Source organism: Streptomyces sp. NPDC059443 (assembly GCF_042750105.1).
Lineage (GTDB): Bacteria > Actinomycetota > Actinomycetes > Streptomycetales > Streptomycetaceae > Streptomyces.
Genome location: NZ_JBHYVM010000011.1, coordinates 22,733 through 41,470 on the forward strand (window position 1 = coordinate 22,733; position 18,738 = coordinate 41,470).

At 73.7% G+C, this 18,738-nt stretch carries 16 protein-coding genes; 11 read left to right on the forward strand and 5 right to left on the reverse strand.

What is annotated here, in order from left to right:
- Positions 1-1,425, forward strand: a complete 1,425-nt coding sequence (locus ACFXDJ_RS13285) for an ATP-binding protein (RefSeq protein ID WP_384651202.1) — start codon at positions 1-3, stop codon at positions 1,423-1,425.
- Between the two features lie 51 nt (positions 1,426-1,476).
- Here the strand turns inward: ACFXDJ_RS13285 and ACFXDJ_RS13290 are convergent, their stop codons facing one another.
- On the reverse strand, positions 1,477-3,546 hold the full coding sequence (locus tag ACFXDJ_RS13290; RefSeq protein WP_384651233.1) for an endo-beta-N-acetylglucosaminidase: 2,070 nt from the start codon (positions 3,544-3,546) through the stop codon (positions 1,477-1,479).
- 112 nt (positions 3,547-3,658) lie between these two features.
- Positions 3,659-4,945: a glycosyl hydrolase gene (locus ACFXDJ_RS13295; RefSeq protein WP_384651204.1), complete on the reverse strand. Its 1,287-nt coding sequence runs from the start codon at positions 4,943-4,945 to the stop codon at positions 3,659-3,661.
- A gap of 1,028 nt (positions 4,946-5,973) precedes the next feature.
- Between ACFXDJ_RS13295 and ACFXDJ_RS13300 the strand changes: the two genes are divergently transcribed.
- The 3 genes from ACFXDJ_RS13300 to ACFXDJ_RS13310 all read left to right on the forward strand — a co-directional run bounded on the left by ACFXDJ_RS13300 (position 5,974) and on the right by ACFXDJ_RS13310 (position 8,203).
- On the forward strand, positions 5,974-6,138 hold the full coding sequence (locus ACFXDJ_RS13300) for a hypothetical protein (RefSeq protein WP_384651206.1): 165 nt from the start codon (positions 5,974-5,976) through the stop codon (positions 6,136-6,138).
- 8 nt (positions 6,139-6,146) lie between these two features.
- The gene (locus tag ACFXDJ_RS13305) at positions 6,147-7,178 is read left to right on the forward strand and encodes a LacI family DNA-binding transcriptional regulator (RefSeq protein WP_384651208.1); all 1,032 of its coding nucleotides are present in this window, start codon (positions 6,147-6,149) and stop codon (positions 7,176-7,178) included.
- Positions 7,179-7,270: 92 nt separating this feature from the next.
- Positions 7,271-8,203 (forward strand): ROK family protein, encoded by a 933-nt coding sequence (locus ACFXDJ_RS13310; RefSeq protein WP_384651235.1) that lies wholly within the window; start codon positions 7,271-7,273, stop codon positions 8,201-8,203.
- Between the two features lie 28 nt (positions 8,204-8,231).
- Here ACFXDJ_RS13310 and ACFXDJ_RS13315 read toward each other — a convergent pair whose 3' ends face one another.
- Positions 8,232-9,227 (reverse strand): TAXI family TRAP transporter solute-binding subunit, encoded by a 996-nt coding sequence (locus ACFXDJ_RS13315; protein ID WP_384651210.1) that lies wholly within the window; start codon positions 9,225-9,227, stop codon positions 8,232-8,234.
- A 120-nt stretch (positions 9,228-9,347) separates the two neighbouring features.
- Here ACFXDJ_RS13315 and miaB point away from each other — a divergent pair, with 120 nt between their 5' ends.
- A complete protein-coding gene (miaB, locus tag ACFXDJ_RS13320) occupies positions 9,348-10,871 on the forward strand; it encodes a tRNA (N6-isopentenyl adenosine(37)-C2)-methylthiotransferase MiaB (protein ID WP_384651212.1) in 1,524 nt (507 codons plus the stop codon).
- A 47-nt stretch (positions 10,872-10,918) separates the two neighbouring features.
- The gene (locus tag ACFXDJ_RS13325; RefSeq protein ID WP_384651214.1) at positions 10,919-11,626 is read left to right on the forward strand and encodes a hypothetical protein; all 708 of its coding nucleotides are present in this window, start codon (positions 10,919-10,921) and stop codon (positions 11,624-11,626) included.
- Between the two features lie 100 nt (positions 11,627-11,726).
- Here the strand turns inward: ACFXDJ_RS13325 and ACFXDJ_RS13330 are convergent, their stop codons facing one another.
- A complete protein-coding gene (locus ACFXDJ_RS13330; protein WP_384849045.1) occupies positions 11,727-11,972 on the reverse strand; it encodes an antitoxin in 246 nt (81 codons plus the stop codon).
- A gap of 23 nt (positions 11,973-11,995) precedes the next feature.
- Positions 11,996-12,217, reverse strand: coding sequence for a gliding motility protein (locus tag ACFXDJ_RS13335; RefSeq protein WP_384651215.1), 222 nt, complete (start codon positions 12,215-12,217; stop codon positions 11,996-11,998).
- Positions 12,218-12,413: 196 nt separating this feature from the next.
- Here ACFXDJ_RS13335 and miaA point away from each other — a divergent pair, with 196 nt between their 5' ends.
- The 5 genes from miaA to ACFXDJ_RS13360 form a co-directional block, all read left to right on the forward strand.
- On the forward strand, positions 12,414-13,352 hold the full coding sequence (miaA, locus tag ACFXDJ_RS13340) for a tRNA (adenosine(37)-N6)-dimethylallyltransferase MiaA (protein WP_384651217.1): 939 nt from the start codon (positions 12,414-12,416) through the stop codon (positions 13,350-13,352).
- Between the two features lie 282 nt (positions 13,353-13,634).
- Positions 13,635-14,150, forward strand: a complete 516-nt coding sequence (locus ACFXDJ_RS13345) for a hypothetical protein (RefSeq protein ID WP_384651237.1) — start codon at positions 13,635-13,637, stop codon at positions 14,148-14,150.
- Between the two features lie 23 nt (positions 14,151-14,173).
- Positions 14,174-15,070 carry a diaminopimelate epimerase gene (dapF, locus tag ACFXDJ_RS13350; protein ID WP_384651219.1) on the forward strand — a complete coding sequence of 299 codons (897 nt, stop codon included), beginning with the start codon at positions 14,174-14,176 and terminating at the stop codon, positions 15,068-15,070.
- 140 nt (positions 15,071-15,210) lie between these two features.
- Positions 15,211-17,367 (forward strand): RelA/SpoT family protein, encoded by a 2,157-nt coding sequence (locus tag ACFXDJ_RS13355; protein WP_384651221.1) that lies wholly within the window; start codon positions 15,211-15,213, stop codon positions 17,365-17,367.
- Between the two features lie 99 nt (positions 17,368-17,466).
- Positions 17,467-18,738 (forward strand): M1 family aminopeptidase (locus ACFXDJ_RS13360; RefSeq protein WP_384849048.1); only part of this gene is annotated, 1,272 nt, incomplete at its 3' end.

The following is an 18,738-nucleotide window of genomic DNA, read 5'->3' on the forward strand; positions in this document are numbered from 1 at the left end:
GTGCGCGCCCGCCTGCTCCCGCTGCTCGTCGTCCTCATGGCGGGCGTGCTCCTCGCCCTCGGCTTCCCGCTCGCGGTCTCCCTCGCCGCCGGGCAGCAGCAGCGGGTGGTCGTCGACCGGATCGACGACAGCGCCCGCTTCGCAGCCCTCGCGCAGTTCGTCATCGACGCCGAGGGTCAGAAGGCCAGCGGCGCCGACGAGCGCCGCGACACCCTCCAGCTCGAACTCGCCCGCTACCAGGAGCTGTACGGCATCAACGTCGGCATCTTCTACCGCGACGACAACGCCATGGTCAGCGCCCCCGGCTGGTGGCGGCTCCCGGAGTCGGGCGAGGGCCGCAAGGCCTTCGAGGAGGCCCTCGCCGGACGGCGCAGCCACGACCCCGGCCAGGTGTGGCCCTGGCAGACCGACGGCAAACTCCTCGTCGTCTCCCCGGTGGTCCTCGACGGGGACGTGGTCGCCGTCGTCGCCACCGAATCGCCCACCGACCAGATGCGGGCCCGGATCCTGCGGGGCTGGCTGCTCATCATCGGCGGGCTCGGCGCCGCCATGCTCGTGGCCTTCGGCGCCGCCCTGCGGCTGACCAGTTGGGTGCTCAAGCCCGTACGGACCCTGGACGCGGCCGCCCACGGCATCGCCACCGGTCGGATGAACTCCCGCGTCGCGGCCGGCGGCGGCCCCCCGGAACTCCGGCGCCTGGCCCGCTCGTTCAACGAGATGGCAGACAACGTCGAAGAGGTCCTGGAACAGCAGCGCGCCTTCGTCGCTGACGCCTCCCACCAGCTGCGCAACCCCCTCGCGGCGCTGCTCCTGCGGATCGAGCTGCTCGCCCTCGAACTCCCCGACGGGAACGAGGAGATCGCCTCCGTGCGGACCGAGGGCAAACGCCTGACCCAGGTCCTGGACGATCTGCTCGACCTGGCGCTGGCCGAGCACGCCACCGCCGAGATCCGCCTGATCGACATCGCCGGGCTGGCCGCCGAACGGGTCACCGCCTGGCGGCCGTACGCCGAGGAGAAGGGGGTCCGGCTCACCGGGACGGGCCGGACCGCCGCCACCGGCTGGGCCGACCCGATCGCGCTCTCCAGCGCGCTCGACGCCGTCATCGACAACGCCCTCAAGTTCACTCCGGAGGGTGAAGCCGTTGAGGTGACGCTCTCCGTGGTGGGCGACCAGGTGCGGATCGTGGTCGCCGACCGGGGACCCGGACTCACCGAGGAGGAGCTGCTCCGGGTCGGGGACCGGTTCTGGCGCAGCGGACGCCACCAGAACGTCAAGGGCTCCGGGCTCGGCCTGTCCATCTCCCGCACCCTGCTCGCCGCGGGCGGCGGATCCCTCTCCTACGAGACGAACCCGCCGCACGGGCTGCGCGTGACGGTGGCCGTCCCGCGCACCGACCCCACCGCCACGCCCGAGTGGACCTGAGGGGCTGGGGGTCTGAGGGGCTGGGGGTCTGAGGGTCTGAGGGGCTTGAGGTCACCAGCCCAGGGTGGTGCGGGCGGGGTCGGAGACGGCGTACAGCTCGTCCACGGCCCGGATCTCGAAGACCGCCGCCTTCTCCCGGCCGGCCCGTTCGACGGCCGGGAGGTACAGGGCGGTGCCGCAGGTGCCGCCGAGGAAGCGGCGGGTGCCGTCCGGGAGGGCCCGCGACACCTCGTAGTGACGGATCCGTCCGGCTGCCCGGTGCCAGGACAGGCGCAGGGCCGCCCTGCCGGACTGCTGGGCCGAGGCGGACACGGCGGGGGTCCCCGGGGTCGCCGGGCGGGGGTGCGGGGCGCCATCGCGTACCGTCAGGGCGCCGAGCCGCCAGCGCACCGGCTTCTTCCCGAGTCCCGTGATCCGTACGGCCAGACCGTACGCGGTCCCGCCCGCCAGGTCCGACAGCCCGACCCGGGTCGTACGCCAGCCCTGCCCGGTGCCCGGGGTCTGCGCCTTCAGCCAGGTGTACGGGACCTCCTGCCCCGGAGCGGCCGGCTCGCGCGTGGCGATCCCGAGCTCGACCGACACCGGACCCGACTCGGTGGAGTGCACCAGCTCGGCCACGGTGGAGCGGGTCAGCGGCAGCCGGGTGGAGTGCAGCCCGACGGCGGTCGGGGCGGTGAGCGCGCCCGCGACGAGGAGGCTGGAGCCGCCGCGCCAGGCGGCCGCGAAGTCGAGGGTGACCTCGGGGCGGGTCCCGGCGGCGTCCACGACCCAGCGGCGGCCCGGCAGCCGGTCCTGGAGGTCGAGGTGGTTCCACGGGCCGTCGGAGACGGGCTCGCCCTCCTCGTACCAGCGGTCGCCGTGGCCGGTGTTGAAAGAACAGGCGAAGGGCAGCGCGGCGACGGTGGACCGGTCGGCGACGGCGGTGGCGGGCGCCCGCCAGGCGGCCCCGGCCGCGGGCCGCGACGGGTCCAGGGACTCGCCCGTCCAGAACCGGTCGTCGGCACGGTGGAAGGCGCCGGGGGAGCGGTCGGTGAGGTGGTTGCGTGTCCACTCGGGCCGGTAGAACCCGTAGGAGACGACGTGGTCGCGGCCGCGCGGGACGATCGCGTCCCAGTCCACCCGGGAGTTCCACCCGTCGGACTCCGTGTCCACGGCCGCCCACAGCTCGTGGCGGCTGCGCCCCAGCCCGTCCGCGAGGGCGGCGGAGGCGGCCAGCTTCGCGGGGGTCCAGCGGAAGTCCACGAACAGGGTGTCCGCGACCTTGCCCCGGCGGTCCTCGAAGAACTCCTGGTTGAACTCGTTGAGCGCGCCCTGCCAGCCGACCCCGCCGGTGGAGTTCATGGCGTCGTACCAGGTGATGCGCAGCCCGTGCGGCTCGCCCGCGGCCCGCAGGGCGCGCAGGAACCGCTGGGTCCGGGCGGCGAGTCCGCTGTCGCCGCCCTCAGTCTCGGCGTTGACGAACCAGCCGTCGAACCCGTACGTCCGCGCCACCTCCACCAGCTTCTCCGCGACCGGGAAGCGGCCGAGGGAGTCCCGCTGGACCAGGTCCCGGGTCCATTGGAGGTCGCCGCCGTAGGCCACGGGCGGCAGGAACACGTTGCCCAGCACCCGTACGCCGTTGCGGTGCGCGGCGTCGACGACCGGCGCGTTCGGGGCGAGCACGATGCCCTCGCCCGAGGAGCCGCCCCAGAAGACCAGCTCGTCGATGTACGCCCAGTGGGTGAGGGCGTAGTAGTCGGCGGTCGGGGAACCCTGCGAGGGATTCCCGGCGGTGTTCCCGAAGGAGACGAGCGAGGAGATGCGGGCCTGGCCGGCGCGGGCGGTGGTGTTCGGCGCCACCGGGGTGAAGCGGGGGGCCAGCGGCACGGTCGCGGTGTTGTGGGCCAGATCGGGGTCGGACTCCGGGCTCCACCGCAAGAGGGAGCGCCAGGTGATCCCGGGGCCGGGGGAGCCCTGGGGGAGCGAGTCCGGGAACCAGTACGAGGCGTACGGCGCGAGGTCGGCGGGGCCGACGGGGGCGGGTGAGGGGGTGGTGCGGGGCGGGGTCGTTGCGGCCGCGGCGGGGGCGGCCGCCGCGCCCAGGAGGGCGGTGGCTCCGATCCCGGCCCCGGCGGTGAGCATCCCGCGCCGGGAGGGCCGTAACGTCGTGGGGCCGGGTACGCGGTCGTTGTGGGGCTCGACGTCGTTGTCGGGATCGGGCATGAGGGATCCTCCGGAGGGTGTTCGGGGCCGGTCAGGCCCGCGTGGAGACCTCGGACACGTGCAGTACCTCGGTGATGCCTCGCGCGGCCAAGTGCTCGGCGTCCCCGGCGAGTTCGGCCAGGACCACCGCCGGGCGGACCCCCTGCGCGGTGAGCTCCGCCCAGGCCTCGAAGAACGCTCCGCCCGGGGCGCACACCGAGCGGTCCGGCGCGGCCTCGGCGCCGCCCACGTCCACGGCGAGCGCGGTGGAGCGAACCGCCGGGCGGTGCGCGCGGCCCCGCCACTCCTCGGCGATCCGGGCGATCACCTCACCGGCGGGCTTGGTCTCGCGGTCGTTGGTGAGCAGGCCGAGCCCGTACTCCAGCTCCGGGAAGTCCGCGAGCTCCCGGGACACGTCGTGCGAGCACCACCAGGTCACGCCCCACAGGTCCGGGCAGTCCAGCGCGTTCGCCACGGTCGCCTCGGTGAAGGAAGCCGCGTGCTCGGCCCCGATCAGCGGCGCGGGCGCGCCCACTTCCTGGAGCCAGACCGGCCGGTGCGGATCGCGGGCCCAGGCCTTGGAGAGCTCGATCAGGTACGCGGCGTGGTGCTCGGTGGCCGTCCCGGTGCGGCCGTGGCGCTGGGCGGTGCCGTTGAACACCCAGGAGTGCACGGCGGTCGCGCCGCCGAGGCGGGCCGCCTGGGCCACGGTGAAGGGGTGCCCGTCCCGGTACCAGGCGGCGTCGTACTCGGCGTGCAGGTGCAGACGGCCGGGCGCGCCCTCCTCGCAGGCGGCGAGCATCCGCTCCAGCCACCGCCCGGCCTGCTCCCGCGTGATCCGGTCGGGGGAGGGGTGCGGGTCGTCGGAGAACTGGTTGATCTCGTTGCCGACGGTCATGCCGAGGAAGTTGGGCCGGTCCGAGAGGGCGGCGGCCAGCGTGCGCAGGTAGTCCTCCTGCCCGGCGACGACCTGCGGATCGCTGAAGATGTTGCGGCGGTGCCAGGTCCCGGTCCACGCCGGCAGGAAGTCGAAGCTCGACAGGTGTCCCTGGAGACCGTCCACGTTCACGTCGAGCCCGCGCTCGGCGGCCGCGTCGGCGAGCGAGACGAGCTGCTCCACCGCGCGCGGCCGGATCAGGGTCCGGTTCGGCTGGAACACCGGCCACAGCGGGAAGACCCGTACGTGGTCCAGGCCGAGGCCCGCGATCGAGTCGAGATCGGCCCTGACCTCGTCGAGGTCGAAGTCGAGCCAGTGGTGGAACCAGCCGCGCGTCGGCGTGTAGTTGGCGCCGAAGCGGAGGGTTCGCGGGGCCGGGGAGGCGGCGGGGCCGTCGTGCATGAAAGGTCCTGGAGTTCAGGGGAATTCGCCGGATGCCCCATAACCTGCCGTCACCTGGCGAGGAAAGTCAACAGGGTCCCCATCTTCGAACGTCCCGACTCGGCGGGATGGAAGTCCTGACCTCCGGGGCGGTGGTACTTATGCGCTTCAGTCCCGTTGACAGGCCGGTTCCGGCCGCTGGAAGCTAAGTGCACTAATGCGGTTTAGCTGTTGTTGAGCGGTGTTGTCACACAAGGAAGTGTACGGAAATGGACAGTGGAATTACGGTCACTGCGGTCGCCACACCGGCCCTCTTCTCCGGCCCGCCGGAAACCCCCTCGCAGGTCATCCGGGTGCGCATCCGCAGGGCGCGCCCGGCCGGGCCGCTGCACGGGGCCGTGCACGGGGCCGTGCACGGGGCCGCAATCACCACCGCGCACCCGCGCCTCGTGCGCGCCGACACCGCCGAGGCCTACGCGGGCACGGACGCCCGCGCCGCGCTCGGGGACCGGGCCGAGGTGCCCGAGTCCACCGTCGAGGTCGCCGTCCGCACCGGCGACGCCGCTCCCGGGACCGTCCTGCCCGCCACCGTCCGCGTCACCACCCCCGACGGCCGCCCGCTCGCCGAGCGCGCCTTCGGCACGGTCGCTGCTCGGTGTGGAGCCGGCCGGCCGGGTGCTGATCGAGACGGTCAAACGGGCCGAGGGTTCCGCGGACCTCGCCGTCCGGCTGCGGGAGACGCACGGCCGGCCGGTGATGACCGAGACGCTGTGGCCGACGGATCCGGCCGCCGAGGCCGATCTGCTGGACCGCCCGCTCGGCTTCTTCGAGGGTCGGATCCAGGGTGCGGCGACGACCACCCTGCTGCTGCTCGCGGAATCGGGCATGCCGCTGCGGGAGGGCGAACGGGAGGCGCACCAGCCGGTGTTCAGCCGGTATTGGCTGCACAACACGGGCGCGGCTCCGCTCGGCGACGCCCCGTACACGGTGACATGTGACGGGATCCCGTCCGGTGCGACCGTCACCCTCGCCGCCCACGGCCCCCCGCCGTGCAGCCGGTCGAGGTACCGGCGGACGGCTGGGCCGAGGCCGTCTTCGAGGTGCGGCCGCCACTCGGCAGCTCTCCGGGGGAGTACTGGGTGGTGGTCAAGGCGGTCTGTCAGGGCAGGATCGCGTACGGTCCGGCCATCGCCGTCCACGTCAGCGAGGAATGAGACAGGCCATGGCCCGCAGACCCACCATCAAGGACATCGCCCGTCAGGCCGGGGTGTCGGAGAGCGCGGTCTCCTTCGCGCTCAACGACCGGCCGGGAGTCTCCAAGGACACCCGTGCCCGGATCCGCCGGGTCGCCGAGGAGCTCGGCTGGCAGCCCAACAGCGCCGCCCGCGCCCTGTCCGGCGAACAGTCCGGCGCCGTGGGACTGGTCCTCGCCCGGCCCGCGCACACCCTCGGCGTCGAATCCTTCTTCCTCCAGCTGGTCTCCGGCATCCAGGAGGTCCTGGCCGCCGGCCGGATCGCCCTCCTCTTCCAGGTCGTCGGGGACATCGACGCCGAATGCGCCGTATACCGCCGCTGGTGGGCCGAGCGGCGCGTGGACGGGGTCATCGTCGTGGACCCGCGGACCGAGGACCCGCGCCCGGCCCTCCTCGAACAGCTGGCCCTGCCCGCCGTCACGGTCGGGGAGACCGACCCGCCCTCCACCCTGGCCGCGGTGCGGGCGGACGACGCCGGGACCATGGCGGAGGTGCTGGACCACCTGTACGGGCTCGGCCACCGCCGGATCGCGCACGTCGCCGGACTGCCCGGACTCGCCCACACCGAGCGCCGCATGAGGTCGCTGAGCGCCGAGGCGCGGCGACTCGGGCTCGGCCCCGGCCAGGTGCGCTCGGTGCCCACCGACTACTCCGACGCCGAGGGAGCGGCGGCCACCCGGCGGCTCCTCGCCGAGCCGGAGCCGCCGACCGCGATCGTCTACGACAACGACGTGATGGCGGTGGCCGGCGCGGCCGTCGCCGCCGAGCTGGGCATCCCCGTGCCGGGCCGGCTCTCCATCGTGGCCTGGGACGATTCCGCGCTCTGCCGGGTCACCCACCCCCGCCTCACCGCCCTCGTCCGGGACACCGCGGGCTTCGGCCGGCTCGCCGCCGAGGAGCTCCTCGCCGTCCTGGCGGGGAGCCCGCCGAGGTCCCGCGAGAGCGAGCGCCCCCGGCTTGAGCCCCGTGAGAGTACGGCCCCGCCGTCGGCCGCATACTGATTTCGACCCCTTCCTGGAGCGCCCCCGTGACCACTCCCACCCCCACCCCCGCATTTCCCGCCCCCCGGGCCGGTGTGCCGGGCGACCCCGGCCTGACGGTCGCGATCGACATCGGCGGTACGAAGATCGCCGGCGCGCTGGTGCACTCCGACGGCACGATGACGGCCACCACCCGCCGCCCGACCCCGCGCGGCCCGGACGGGGACGCCGTCTTCGCGGCCGTCGCGGAGGTGGTCGCGGAGCTCGCCGCGAGCCCGCTCTGGTCCTCGGCGGTGCGCTGCGGGATCGGCAGCGCGGGCCCGGTGGATTCCGCGCGCGGCACGGTCAGCCCGGTGAACATCGGAGCCTGGCGGGAGTTCCCGGTCCAGGCCCGGGTGGAGGAGCGGCTCGCGGAGCACGGGGCGCGGATCCCGACGGTGCTGGCCGGCGACGGGGTGGCGATGACCGCCGCCGAGCACTGGCTCGGCGCGGCCAGGGGGCACGCCAACGCGCTCTGCATGGTGGTCTCCACCGGGGTCGGCGGCGGACTCGTCCTGAACAACCGGCTCCACCCCGGCCCCACCGGCAACGCGGGTCACATCGGCCACATCAGCGTCGCCTTCGACGGGGAGCCCTGCGCGTGCGGGGGCTTCGGCTGCGTGGAGTCCATCGCCTCCGGCACCGCCATCGCGCGCTGGGCCCTGGCGCAGGGCTGGATCCCGGCGGGGGACCCCACCGCGGCGGGCGTGGCCGCGGCGGCGGCAGCCGGCGACCCGGTCGCCCTGGCCGCCTTCGACCGCGCGGGCCGGGCGCTGGCCGCGGCCATCGCGGCCACCGCCACCCTCGTGGAGACCGACATCGCGGTCGTCGGAGGCGGTGTCGCGGCCTCGGGAGACACCCTCTTCGGGCCGATCCGGGCGCACCTGGCCTCGTACGCGACCCTCTCGTTCGTCAAGGAGCTCCAGGTCGTCCCGGCGGCCCTGGGCACGCACGCGGGCCTGATCGGCGCGGCCGCGGCGGCGACGATGCTGCTGACTTCGGCGTGAGCCCGGGTGTGTCCGGCGGCCGGCTCGGCTAGGGCTTGACCGAGCGGTAGTACCGGGCGGCGCCCACGTGCAGCTCCAGCGGATCGGTGTAGATCGCCGTCCGCAGGTCCACCAGCTGCGCCGCGTGCACCTCGTGCCCGATCCTGTCCCGGCTCAGGATCACCGTGCGGGTGAACTGCTCCGTCAGCTCGGCGCCCATGTCGTCCCGGGTCACCAGCAGGTTCGGCACCGCCACGGTGGCCACGGCCGAGGTGTTGCGGGCCCGCGCGTAGGCGTCCTGCGGCATCACCGCCGCCCGGTAGTAGCGCGCCGGGGTGCCGCTGGCCTGGAGCGCCTCCACCAGGTCGCCCAGCTGCACGAGCCGGATGTCGAAGCGCTCCGACAGCTCGCGCACGGCGTTGGTCGGCAGCCCGCCGGACCAGAAGAACGCGTCGATCCGGCCGGCCTGCAGCTCCGCCGGCATCGTGTCGATGCCGATGGACACCGGGGTGATGTCACGGGCCGGGTCCAGCTTCGCCGCCGTGAGCATCCGCTCCGAGATCAGCCGTACCCCCGAGCCGTCCTGGCCCACCGCGACGCGCTTGCCCCGCAGGTCCTTGGCCGACTGGACCGGTGAACCGGCGGGCACCACCAGCTGCACGTAGTCGTCGTAGAGGCGGGCCAGGCCGCGCAGCCGGTCGGCGCCGGGCTTCGCGTCGAGGCGGTACTTGGACACCGCGTCCGCCGTCGCCACCGTGAAGTCCGCCTCGCCGGCGGCCACCCGCTGCAGGTTCTGCTGCGACCCCTCGCTGGTCTCCAGCCGGACGCGGACCCCGGGCATGCTCGTCGCCAGCTCCTGCTCCAGGAGCTGGCCGTAGCGGTGGTAGACCCCGGTACGGACGCCCGTGCTGAAGGTGAGATCCCCCTTCAGCTCCGGCGCCCCGAAGGGCCGCAGCCACCAGACGAGGGCGCAGAGCACGGCCAGTACGGCCACCAGGGCCCGCAGGGCATGGCGCCTGCTGATCCGGGGCGGTACGAGAGGCATGGCCGCGATCCTGCCACCGCCCCGCCGTCCTGTCACGGGGGGCACCCCCGGAGCCGGGGCCCGGGGCCCCGGGGCGGCCTCCCGGCCGAGCGTCGCCGGGGAGACCCTTACCCTTGTTGCATGACCAGCAGCAGTGACCGGAGCCCGGGTGTGAACGTTCCCAAGAGCTACGAGGTGCGCACCTACGGGTGCCAGATGAACGTGCACGACTCCGAGCGACTGTCCGGTCTGCTGGAGGACGCCGGGTACGTCCGGGCCCCCGAGGGGTCGGACGGAGACGCCGACGTCGTGGTGTTCAACACCTGCGCCGTCCGCGAGAACGCCGACAACAAGCTCTACGGCAACCTCGGCCGGCTCGCCCCGATGAAGACCAAGCGCCCCGGCATGCAGATCGCCGTCGGCGGCTGCCTCGCGCAGAAGGACCGGGACACGATCGTGTCCCGCGCCCCCTGGGTCGACGTGGTCTTCGGCACGCACAACATCGGCAAGCTGCCCGTCCTGCTGGAGCGCGCCCGCATCCAGGAAGAGGCGCAGGTCGAGATCGCCGAGTCGCTGGAGGCCTTCCCCTCCACGCTGCCGACCCGGCGCGAGTCCGCGTACGCCGCCTGGGTCTCGATCTCCGTCGGCTGCAACAACACCTGCACCTTCTGCATCGTTCCGGCGCTGCGCGGCAAGGAGGAGGACCGCCGTCCCGGCGACATCCTCGCCGAGGTCGAGGCCCTGGTCGCCGAGGGCGTCTCCGAGATCACCCTGCTCGGCCAGAACGTCAACGCGTACGGCTCCGACCTGGGCGACCGCGAGGCATTCTCCAAGCTGCTGCGCGCCTGCGGGCAGATCGAGGGCCTGGAGCGGGTCCGGTTCACCTCCCCGCACCCGCGCGACTTCACGGACGACGTGATCGCGGCGATGGCCGAGACCCCGAACGTCATGCCGCAGCTGCACATGCCGATGCAGTCCGGATCGGACACGATCCTGCGCGCGATGCGCCGCTCGTACCGGCAGGACCGCTTCCTCGGCATCATCGAGAAGGTCCGCGCCGCGATCCCGCACGCGGCGATCTCCACCGACATCATCGTGGGCTTCCCCGGTGAGACGGAGGAGGACTTCCAGCAGACGATGCACGCCGTGCGCGAGGCCCGCTTCGCCAACGCCTTCACCTTCCAGTACTCCAAGCGCCCCGGCACCCCGGCCGCCGACATGGAGGGGCAGATCCCCAAGGAGGTCGTCCAGGAGCGGTACATGCGCCTGGTCGCCCTCCAGGAGGAGATCTCCTGGGACGAGAACAAGAAGCAGGTCGGCCGGACGCTGGAGGTCATGGTCGCCGAGGGCGAGGGCCGCAAGGACGGCGCCACGCACCGGCTGTCCGGGCGCGCCCCCGACAACCGCCTCGTGCACTTCACCAAGCCGGAGCAAGAGGTCCGGCCGGGTGACGTGGTGACCGTGGAGATCACCTACGCGGCCCCGCACCACCTGCTGGCCGAGGGCCCGACCCGGTCGGTACGCCGTACCCGCGCGGGCGACGCCTGGGAGAAGCGCAACGCGGCTCCGGCCCAGCCGAAGGGCGTCCTGCTCGGCATCCCGACGCTGGGCGTCCCGGCTCCGCTGCCGGTGGCCGCCTCGGGCTGCGCGATGCCCTCTTCCTGACCGGACTGACCGGACCGACCCGGCCGGCTGCGGCTACGCTGCGGATCATGCTCGTAGCCGCCGCCGTCTGCCCCGCCCCGCCGCTGCTCCTGCCCGAGCTCGCCGTGGGGGCCGCCGCCGAACTCGGTGATGCCCGTACCGCGTGCTCGGACGCGCTGTCGGTGCTCGCCGCTTCCCGGCCCGATCTGCTCGTGGTCGTCGGAGCCGCCGACCGGGACCACCACGGCGCCTACCCCCAGGGCTCCCGCGGCAGCTTCCGCGGGTTCGGGGCCGGGACCGAGGTACAGCTGGGCGAGGGCGAGGAAGGCCCGCGCCTGCTGCCCACCCCGCTCGCCGTCGGCGCCTGGCTGCTCGGCCGGGCGGGCTGGGGCGCCGCGCCCGTGGAGGGGTTCGGGATCGCCGCGCCGCTGGACACCGCGCAGTGCCTGGCGGCCGGCCGGGAGCTCGCCGCCCGCGATGCCCGGGTCGCGCTGCTCGTGATGGGTGACGGCAGCGCCTGCCGCTCCCTCAAGGCACCCGGTTACCTCGACGAGCGGGCCGCAGCCTTCGACGCCGAGGCCGCCCGCGCGCTCGGCGCCGCCGACGTGGCTGCGCTCGCCGCCCTCGACGCGGGGCTCGCCACCGAGCTCCAGGCCGCCGGGCGGGCCCCCTGGCAGGTGCTCGCCGGCGCCGCCGAGGACGCCGGTCTCGAAGGGCGGCTGCTGTACGAGGACGCGCCCTACGGGGTCGGATACTTCGTCGCCGCCTGGTCCTAGGCGCGGGGCGGGGCGGCGGGCGCGACGACAGCCGGCCCGGAACACGACGAAGGGGCGCGGCACCACGCCCGGTGGTGCCGCGCCCCTTTCCGGGACCGCGTCAGGAAGAGGCCGGCGGTGTCTTCCCGCCGGGCGTGTCCTTGTGCGCGATCTTGCCCAGGGCGTCCTTCGCCTTGTCCGTACCGCTAGAGATCTGGCCGCTGTACTTGCCCTTGGTCTTGGAGTCCACGACCTTGGCCATCTTCTCCAGATTCTGGGTGATCTTTCCCTCGTGCTGCTGCGCGAGGTCGCCGACCTTTTCCTTCGCGGGCGCGAGCTTGGCCTTCAAATCGTCCAGCAGCCCCATGGGTCACCCTCCGTTGGCGATCGCTACGTACGGGCACCCTCGCCGGCGGCCTCGCTGTCCGCGGCGACCTCCGCCGACTGCTGCTTGGGGATCTCGACGGCTTCCACCGTCTCCGTCCCCTCGGCCACAGCCGGCTCGGTCACGGCCTCGTCGGCCGTCGCGGACTCCGCCGTCAGATCCGCGGCAGCGACCTCTTCGGTCGCGGCCTGGCTCTTGCGGCCGAGAAACCGGTCCAAAATGCCCATGTCTACTCCTATAACGTTACTCGTGTGAGTGAAGTTCCGCCGTGGACGGACCGGCCTGCGCCGGTCACGAGCCGGGCGTGCGACAGGCGTGCGCCGGGCCGGAACCCCGCCAAGGCAACGACCCCGGCCGGGCCGCGTCACGTAGCTCGATCGGGTACATGGCCGTGACTTGACCGGGGGCTGCGAGACTGGGGCGGTGAGGAAAGCAGCCCCCGCCCCGCGGGTCATCGCCGTCGTAGGACCCACCGCGGCCGGAAAGTCCGATCTGGGCGTCGCCCTGGCCCGTCATTTCGACGGAGAAGTCGTCAACGCCGACTCGATGCAGCTGTATCGGGGGATGGACATCGGCACCGCCAAACTGACGACGGAGGAGCGCGGCGGGGTGCCGCACCACCTCCTGGACATCTGGGACGTCACCGAGACGGCGAGCGTCGCCGAGTACCAGCGCCTCGCCCGCGCCGAGATCGACAAACTGCTCGCGCAGGGCCGCACCCCCGTCCTCGTCGGCGGCTCCGGCCTGTACGTGCGCGGCGCGCTCGACGCCATGGAGTTCCCCGGCACCGACCCCGAGGTCAGGGCCCGGCTGGAGGCCGAGGCCACCCTGCGCGGCCCCGGCGCCCTGCACGCCCGGCTCGCCGCCGCCGACCCGGCCGCCGCGCAGGCGATCCTGCCCAGCAACGGCCGCCGCATCGTGCGCGCCCTGGAGGTCATCGAGATCACCGGACGGCCGTTCACCGCCAACCTCCCCGGCCACGAGTCCGTCTACGACACGGTCCAGATCGGCGTGGACGTGGCCCGGCCCGAGCTCGACGAGCGGATCGCGCTGCGCGTGGACCGGATGTGGGAGGCCGGGCTGGTGGACGAGGTCCGCACGCTGGAAGCCGCCGGGCTGCGCGACGGGGTCACCGCCTCCAGGGCGCTGGGCTACCAGCAGGTGCTCTCCGCGCTCGCCGGCGCCTGCACGGAGGACGAGGCGCGCGCCGAGACGGTACGGGCGACCAAGCGGTTCGCCCGCCGGCAGGACTCCTGGTTCCGCCGCGACCCGAGGGTGCACTGGCTCAGCGGGGCCGTCGCCGACCGGGGGGAACTGGCCGGACTCGCGCAGTCGTTGGTCGAACGAGCGGTCACAGCCTGATCACGTGATGGCATCGGGAAGCCCCGGGCGCCTGTCCGGGGCCCGGTGGCGTGCCATCATCAAACTTCCGGCGGTGCCGTCACCGGCGGTGAACGGCAGCGTACGAAGTCCGAGTGGGGAGGGCGCGTGGCGATGGAGGCCGGCCCTCGCGACACCGGTCGGGACGACACCCGGCGAGAACCGGACCCGATGCTTCCCGCTGCGCTCGCCGAAGCCGACGCGCTCGCCCGGGCGGAGGGGTTCGGCGAGGCCGACGAGCTCGCCGCGGCCGACGGGTTCGCGGTGGCCGACGGGTTCGCCCCGGCCGACGAGCTCGCGGTGGTCGCCGCGGCCGACGCGCCTGCCGATACCGACGCGCTCGCCGCGGTCGACGCGCTCGGACTGCCCGCGGGGCCCGCGCGGCTGACCCCCGACGGCCCGGACGCGCCGGACACCGCCGAGGCGGAGGCCGCCGCAGCGCCCGAGTTCGAGGTGGAACTGCGCCCGCAGCGCCGGCTCAGGCTGTGGCAGATCGCCCCCATCGTCGTGCTGGCCGCGGCCGGATCCCTGATGTTCGCCTTCCCCCTCGCCTTCGAGTTCGGCGACGGCGGAGCGGTCGTCGCCATGCTCGGATTCCTCCTCATGAGCTGCGCGGGCGGCTGGGGCATGATGGCCGCGCGCCGCGTGGGCTACGCCCTGCCCGGGCTCCCGGCCCGCGGGTCCGGGCTCCGCCCCGACTGGCGGATGGCCCTGCTGTACGCGCTGGTCGCGGTGGCCGTCGTAGCGCTGGCGGTGTACCGGGTGGCCCGGCTGCGCTAGTCGCGGCTCGGTACGATGGGCGGGTGACGCAGACCAGCCCCGCCTCCCCGCTCTCCTCTCTGCCCTTCCTCAAGGGCCACGGCACCGAGAACGACTTCGTGATCGTCCCGGACCCGGACAACGCCGTCGAGCTGCCGGCGTCCGCCGTCGCGCGCCTGTGCGACCGGCGCGCCGGGATCGGCGCGGACGGCGTACTGCACGTCGTGCGCTCCGCCGCACACCCCGAGGCCGCGCACATGGCCGGCGAGGCCGAGTGGTTCATGGACTACCGCAACAGCGACGGTTCCATCGCCGAGATGTGCGGCAACGGCGTCCGCGTCTTCGCCCGCTACCTCCAGCACGCCGGACACGTGGAGCCCGGCGAACTGGCCGTCGCCACCCGGGGCGGGGTCAAGCGGGTGCACCTCGACAAGACCGGCGACGTGACCGTCTCCATGGGCCGCGCCGAACTGCCCGAGGGAGAGGTCACCGTCTCCGTGGGCGAGCGCTCCTGGCCGGCCCGGAACGTCAACATGGGGAACCCGCACGCGGTGGCGTTCGTTGACAGCCTGGACGATGCCGGGAAGCTGCTGGACCCGCCCCCGTACAGCCCGGCGTCGGCCTATCCGACGGGTGTCAATGTCGAGTTCGTCGTCGACCGCGGCCCCCGGCACGTCGCCATGCGCGTCCACGAGCGGGGCTCCGGCGAGACCCGCTCCTGCGGTACCGGCGCCTGCGCGGTCGCCGTGGCCGCCATCCGCCGCGATGGCGCGGACCCGGCCGTCACCGGCACGCCCGTCACGTACACCGTCGATCTGCCCGGCGGCACGCTGGTCATCACCGAGCACCCCGACGGCCGGATCGAGATGGCCGGACCGGCCGTCATCGTGGCCGAGGGCGAGTTCGATCCGGCCTGGCTCACCGAAACGGCTTTCGCCTGAAGCTTCCCTCTAATGGGTGATCCGTTTCACGCTGAGCGAGAGGTGGACTGCGCCACGTGGTGGGGTCGGTAGCATCAGGCACCGGCCCTGAGGGCTCACCCCATGCCCGCCACCGCCGGTCGAAGCCGCCGGAGGTGCCCATGAGTGCAGAGGCCACGAACCCCGAAGCACGTTCCGAAGCGCGCCCTGAACTTCGCAGACGGGGCCGGACCAGGCTTGACCTGCGACGACTCGGACGCGCCGCACTGCTCGGTCCCGCGTCGCGGGACCGGCTGCCGGACGCCATCGGCCATGTCGCCGAGGCGCACCGCGCCCACCACCCCGACGCGGACATGTCCGTCCTGCGCCGCGCCTATCTGCTCGCCGAGACCTCGCACCGCGGTCAGATGCGCAAAAGCGGTGAGCCGTACATCACACATCCGCTCGCCGTGACGCTCATCCTGGCCGAACTCGGCGCCGAAACCACCACCCTGACGGCCTCTCTCCTCCACGACACCGTCGAGGACACCGACGTGACCCTCGATCAGGTCCGCGAGGAGTTCGGCGAAGAGGTCTGCTTCATCGTCGACGGGGTCACCAAGGTCGAGAAGATCGACTACGGGGCCGCCGCCGAGCCCGAGACCTTCCGCAAGATGCTCGTCGCCACCGGCAACGACGTCCGCGTGATGTCCATCAAACTGGCCGACCGGCTGCACAACATGCGCACCCTCGGCGTGATGCGCCCCGAGAAACAGGCCCGCATCGCCAAGGTCACCCGGGACGTACTGATCCCGCTCGCCGAGCGGCTCGGCGTCCAGGCCCTGAAGACCGAGCTGGAAGACCTCGTCTTCGCGATCCTGCACCCCGAGGAGTACGAGTACACCCGCTCCCTCATCGCGGCTCACGCGGGGGACCGCGACCCGCTGCCCGCCATCGCCGAATCCGTCCGCGTAGTCCTGCGCGAAGCGGGCATCGCCGCCGAAGTGGTGGTACGCCCCCGGCACTTCGTCTCCGTGCACCGGATCGCCCTCAAGCGCGGGGAGCTGCGCGGCTCCGACTTCGGCCGCCTGCTGGTCCTCGTGGGGGAGAACGCCGACTGCTACGCGGTCCTGGGCGAGCTGCACACCTGCTTCACCCCGGTCGTCTCCGAGTTCAAGGACTTCATCGCCACCCCGAAGTTCAACCTCTACCAGTCGCTGCACACCGCCTTCGCCACGACCGAGGGGTACGTCGCCGAGGTGATCGTCCGGACCCGGCAGATGCACCGGGTCGCGGAGGCGGGGGTGGTGGCCCTCGGCAATCCGTACACGTCGACGCCGGCCACGGCCCCGACGGCGGCCACGGCGGCCACGGCTTCCACGACGGCTCCGCAGCAGCCCGGCGAGGCCGCGGAGGCCGCCAAGGCCGCCGACCCCGACGAGGAGCGGGTCGACCCGACCCGGCCCGGCTGGCTGTCGCGGCTGCTCGACTGGCAGCAGTCGGCGCCCGACCCCGACACCTTCTGGGACGTCCTGCGCTCGGAGCTGGCACAGGACCGGGAGATCACCGTGTTCCGGGCCGACGGGGGCACGCTGGGCCTGCCGGCCGGCGCCAGCTGTATCGACGCCGCCTACGCGCAGTACGGCGAGGCGGCCCACGGCTGTATCGGCGCCCGGGTCAACGGGCGCCTGACCTCCCTGTCCTCCCGGCTCTCCGACGGGGACACCGTCCAGCTGCTGCTCGCCCACGACGCCACCTCCGGGCCCGCCGCCGACTGGCTGGAGCACGCCAAGACCCCGGCCGCCAGGATCGCCGTCAGCAGCTGGCTGGAGTCCCATCCCGACGGGGCCGGGCCCGCCGCGGCGGCGCCCCGGGCGCCTCTGTCGGTGATCGGGGCCCGCGGCGGCGGGGGCAACGCCGTCGCGGACCTGCCGGACGCCACCGTGCGGCTCGCGGGGTGCTGCACGCCGGTGCCGCCGGACGCGGTCGCGGGGTTCGTCGTCCGGGGCGGGGCCGTCACCGTGCACCGGGTCCAGTGCGCGACGGTGGCCCAGATGCGGGCGGTGGGGCGCACCCCCGTCGCCGTGCACTGGAGGGCGACCGCCGACTGCCGGGTCACGCTGGTAGCCGAATCGTTCGGCCGCCCGCACCTGCTGGCCGATCTGACCGAGGCCATCGCCCGCGAGGGGGTGGAAGTGGTGTCCGCGACCGTCGAACCCCCGGTCGAACAGCGGGTCCGGCACACCTACACCCTGCAACTGCCCGACGCCACGGGGCTCCAGGCGCTGATGCGGGCGATGCGGGACGTGCCGGGGGTCTACGACGTCAGCCGGGCGTAGGCGCTCCCGGGGGCCTGCGCTAGCCCGCCCGACCCCTTTCGGGTGGAGCCGTCGCGCGCCGTTCGCGGGCGCGTGGCGGGCGCTGGTATCCGATGGGGGATGCAGCTCACCTCCCCGCGCCTGCGCGCCGCCCTGCTGGCCGCGGCCTCCCTCACCCTCGTCGCCGCCGTGGCGCCCGTACCCAAGGCCCTCGGCATCGGCGACCCGCTGTTCCCGGAGCTCGGGAACCCCGGGTACGACGTGCTCTCGTACGACCTGTCCTTCGCGTACAAGGACAACCACACCCCGCTCGACGCGGTCACCGTCATCGACGCCCGCACCCTGGAACGGCTCGAAACCGTCAACCTGGACTTCACCCACGGGAAGGTCGCCTCCGCCGAGGTCAACGGGGAGCCGGCGGCCTTCACGAGCGTCGGCGAGGACCTCGTGCTGACCCCCGCCCGGCCCGTGGAGAAGGGCGTGCCCCTGCACGTCACCATCCGGCACACCAGCGATCCGCGCGGGCGGGGCGACGGCGGCTGGGTGGTCACCGACGACGGGCTGGCGATGGCCAACCAGGCCGACGCCGCCCACCGGGTCTTCCCCTGCAACGACCACCCCGCCGACAAGGCGTACTTCACCTTCCGGATCACCGCGCCGGCCGGGACCACGGTCGTGGCCAACGGGGTGCCGGGCGCGCTCCCGGACCTTCGCGCGGGCTCCGCGACCACGTGGACGTACCGCACGCTGCACCCCATGGCCACCGAGCTCGCCCAGGTCTCGCTCGGCACCTCGGCCGTCGTGCGCGGCACCGGTCCGCACGGGCTGCCGCTGCGCGACGTGGTCCCGGCGGCGGACCGGGAGCGGCTGGAGCCGTGGCTGAAGAAGACCGCCGCGCACATCGAGTGGATGGAGGCGCGGGTCGGCCGCTACCCCTTCGAGAACTACGGGGTGCTGATCGCGAAGGCCAGGACCGGCTTCGAGCTGGAGACGCAGACCCTGTCGCTGTTCGAGAGCTCCCTCTTCGCGGGCGGCAGCGGATACCCCGACTGGTACGTGGAATCCGTGATGGTCCACGAGCTGGCCCACCAGTGGTTCGGCGACAGCGTGACCCCGCGCACCTGGTCGGACCTGTGGCTCAACGAGGGCCACGCCACCTGGTACGAGGCCCTGTACGCGGACGGCCTCGGCAAGTACTCCCTGGAGCGGCGGATGCGCGAGGCCTACCAGCGCTCCGACCAGTGGCGCGCGGCCGGCGGCCCGGCGCAGCGCGTCCGCGGTGGGATCGCCCTCGGGGCCCGCGCCGGAGGCCGCCGCCAGGGCCTCCTCGACACCGGCCAGGCCGCCCAGCTCAACGCGTACGGAGCGGCCGAGCAGGGCGGGGTCCCCGGC

Coding starts and splice junctions, on each gene's coding strand:
- ACFXDJ_RS13290 (WP_384651233.1), bottom strand. CDS start 3,546: ATGCTCACCGCCGGGGCCGGGATCGGAGCCACCGCCCTCCTGGGCGCG.
- ACFXDJ_RS13295 (WP_384651204.1), bottom strand. CDS start 4,945: ATGCACGACGGCCCCGCCGCCTCCCCGGCCCCGCGAACCCTCCGCTTC.
- ACFXDJ_RS13305 (WP_384651208.1), top strand. CDS start 6,147: ATGGCCCGCAGACCCACCATCAAGGACATCGCCCGTCAGGCCGGGGTG.
- ACFXDJ_RS13315 (WP_384651210.1), bottom strand. CDS start 9,227: ATGCCTCTCGTACCGCCCCGGATCAGCAGGCGCCATGCCCTGCGGGCC.
- miaB (WP_384651212.1), top strand. CDS start 9,348: ATGACCAGCAGCAGTGACCGGAGCCCGGGTGTGAACGTTCCCAAGAGC.
- ACFXDJ_RS13325 (WP_384651214.1), top strand. CDS start 10,919: ATGCTCGTAGCCGCCGCCGTCTGCCCCGCCCCGCCGCTGCTCCTGCCC.
- ACFXDJ_RS13330 (WP_384849045.1), bottom strand. CDS start 11,972: ATGGGGCTGCTGGACGATTTGAAGGCCAAGCTCGCGCCCGCGAAGGAA.
- ACFXDJ_RS13335 (WP_384651215.1), bottom strand. CDS start 12,217: ATGGGCATTTTGGACCGGTTTCTCGGCCGCAAGAGCCAGGCCGCGACC.
- ACFXDJ_RS13355 (WP_384651221.1), top strand. CDS start 15,211: ATGAGTGCAGAGGCCACGAACCCCGAAGCACGTTCCGAAGCGCGCCCT.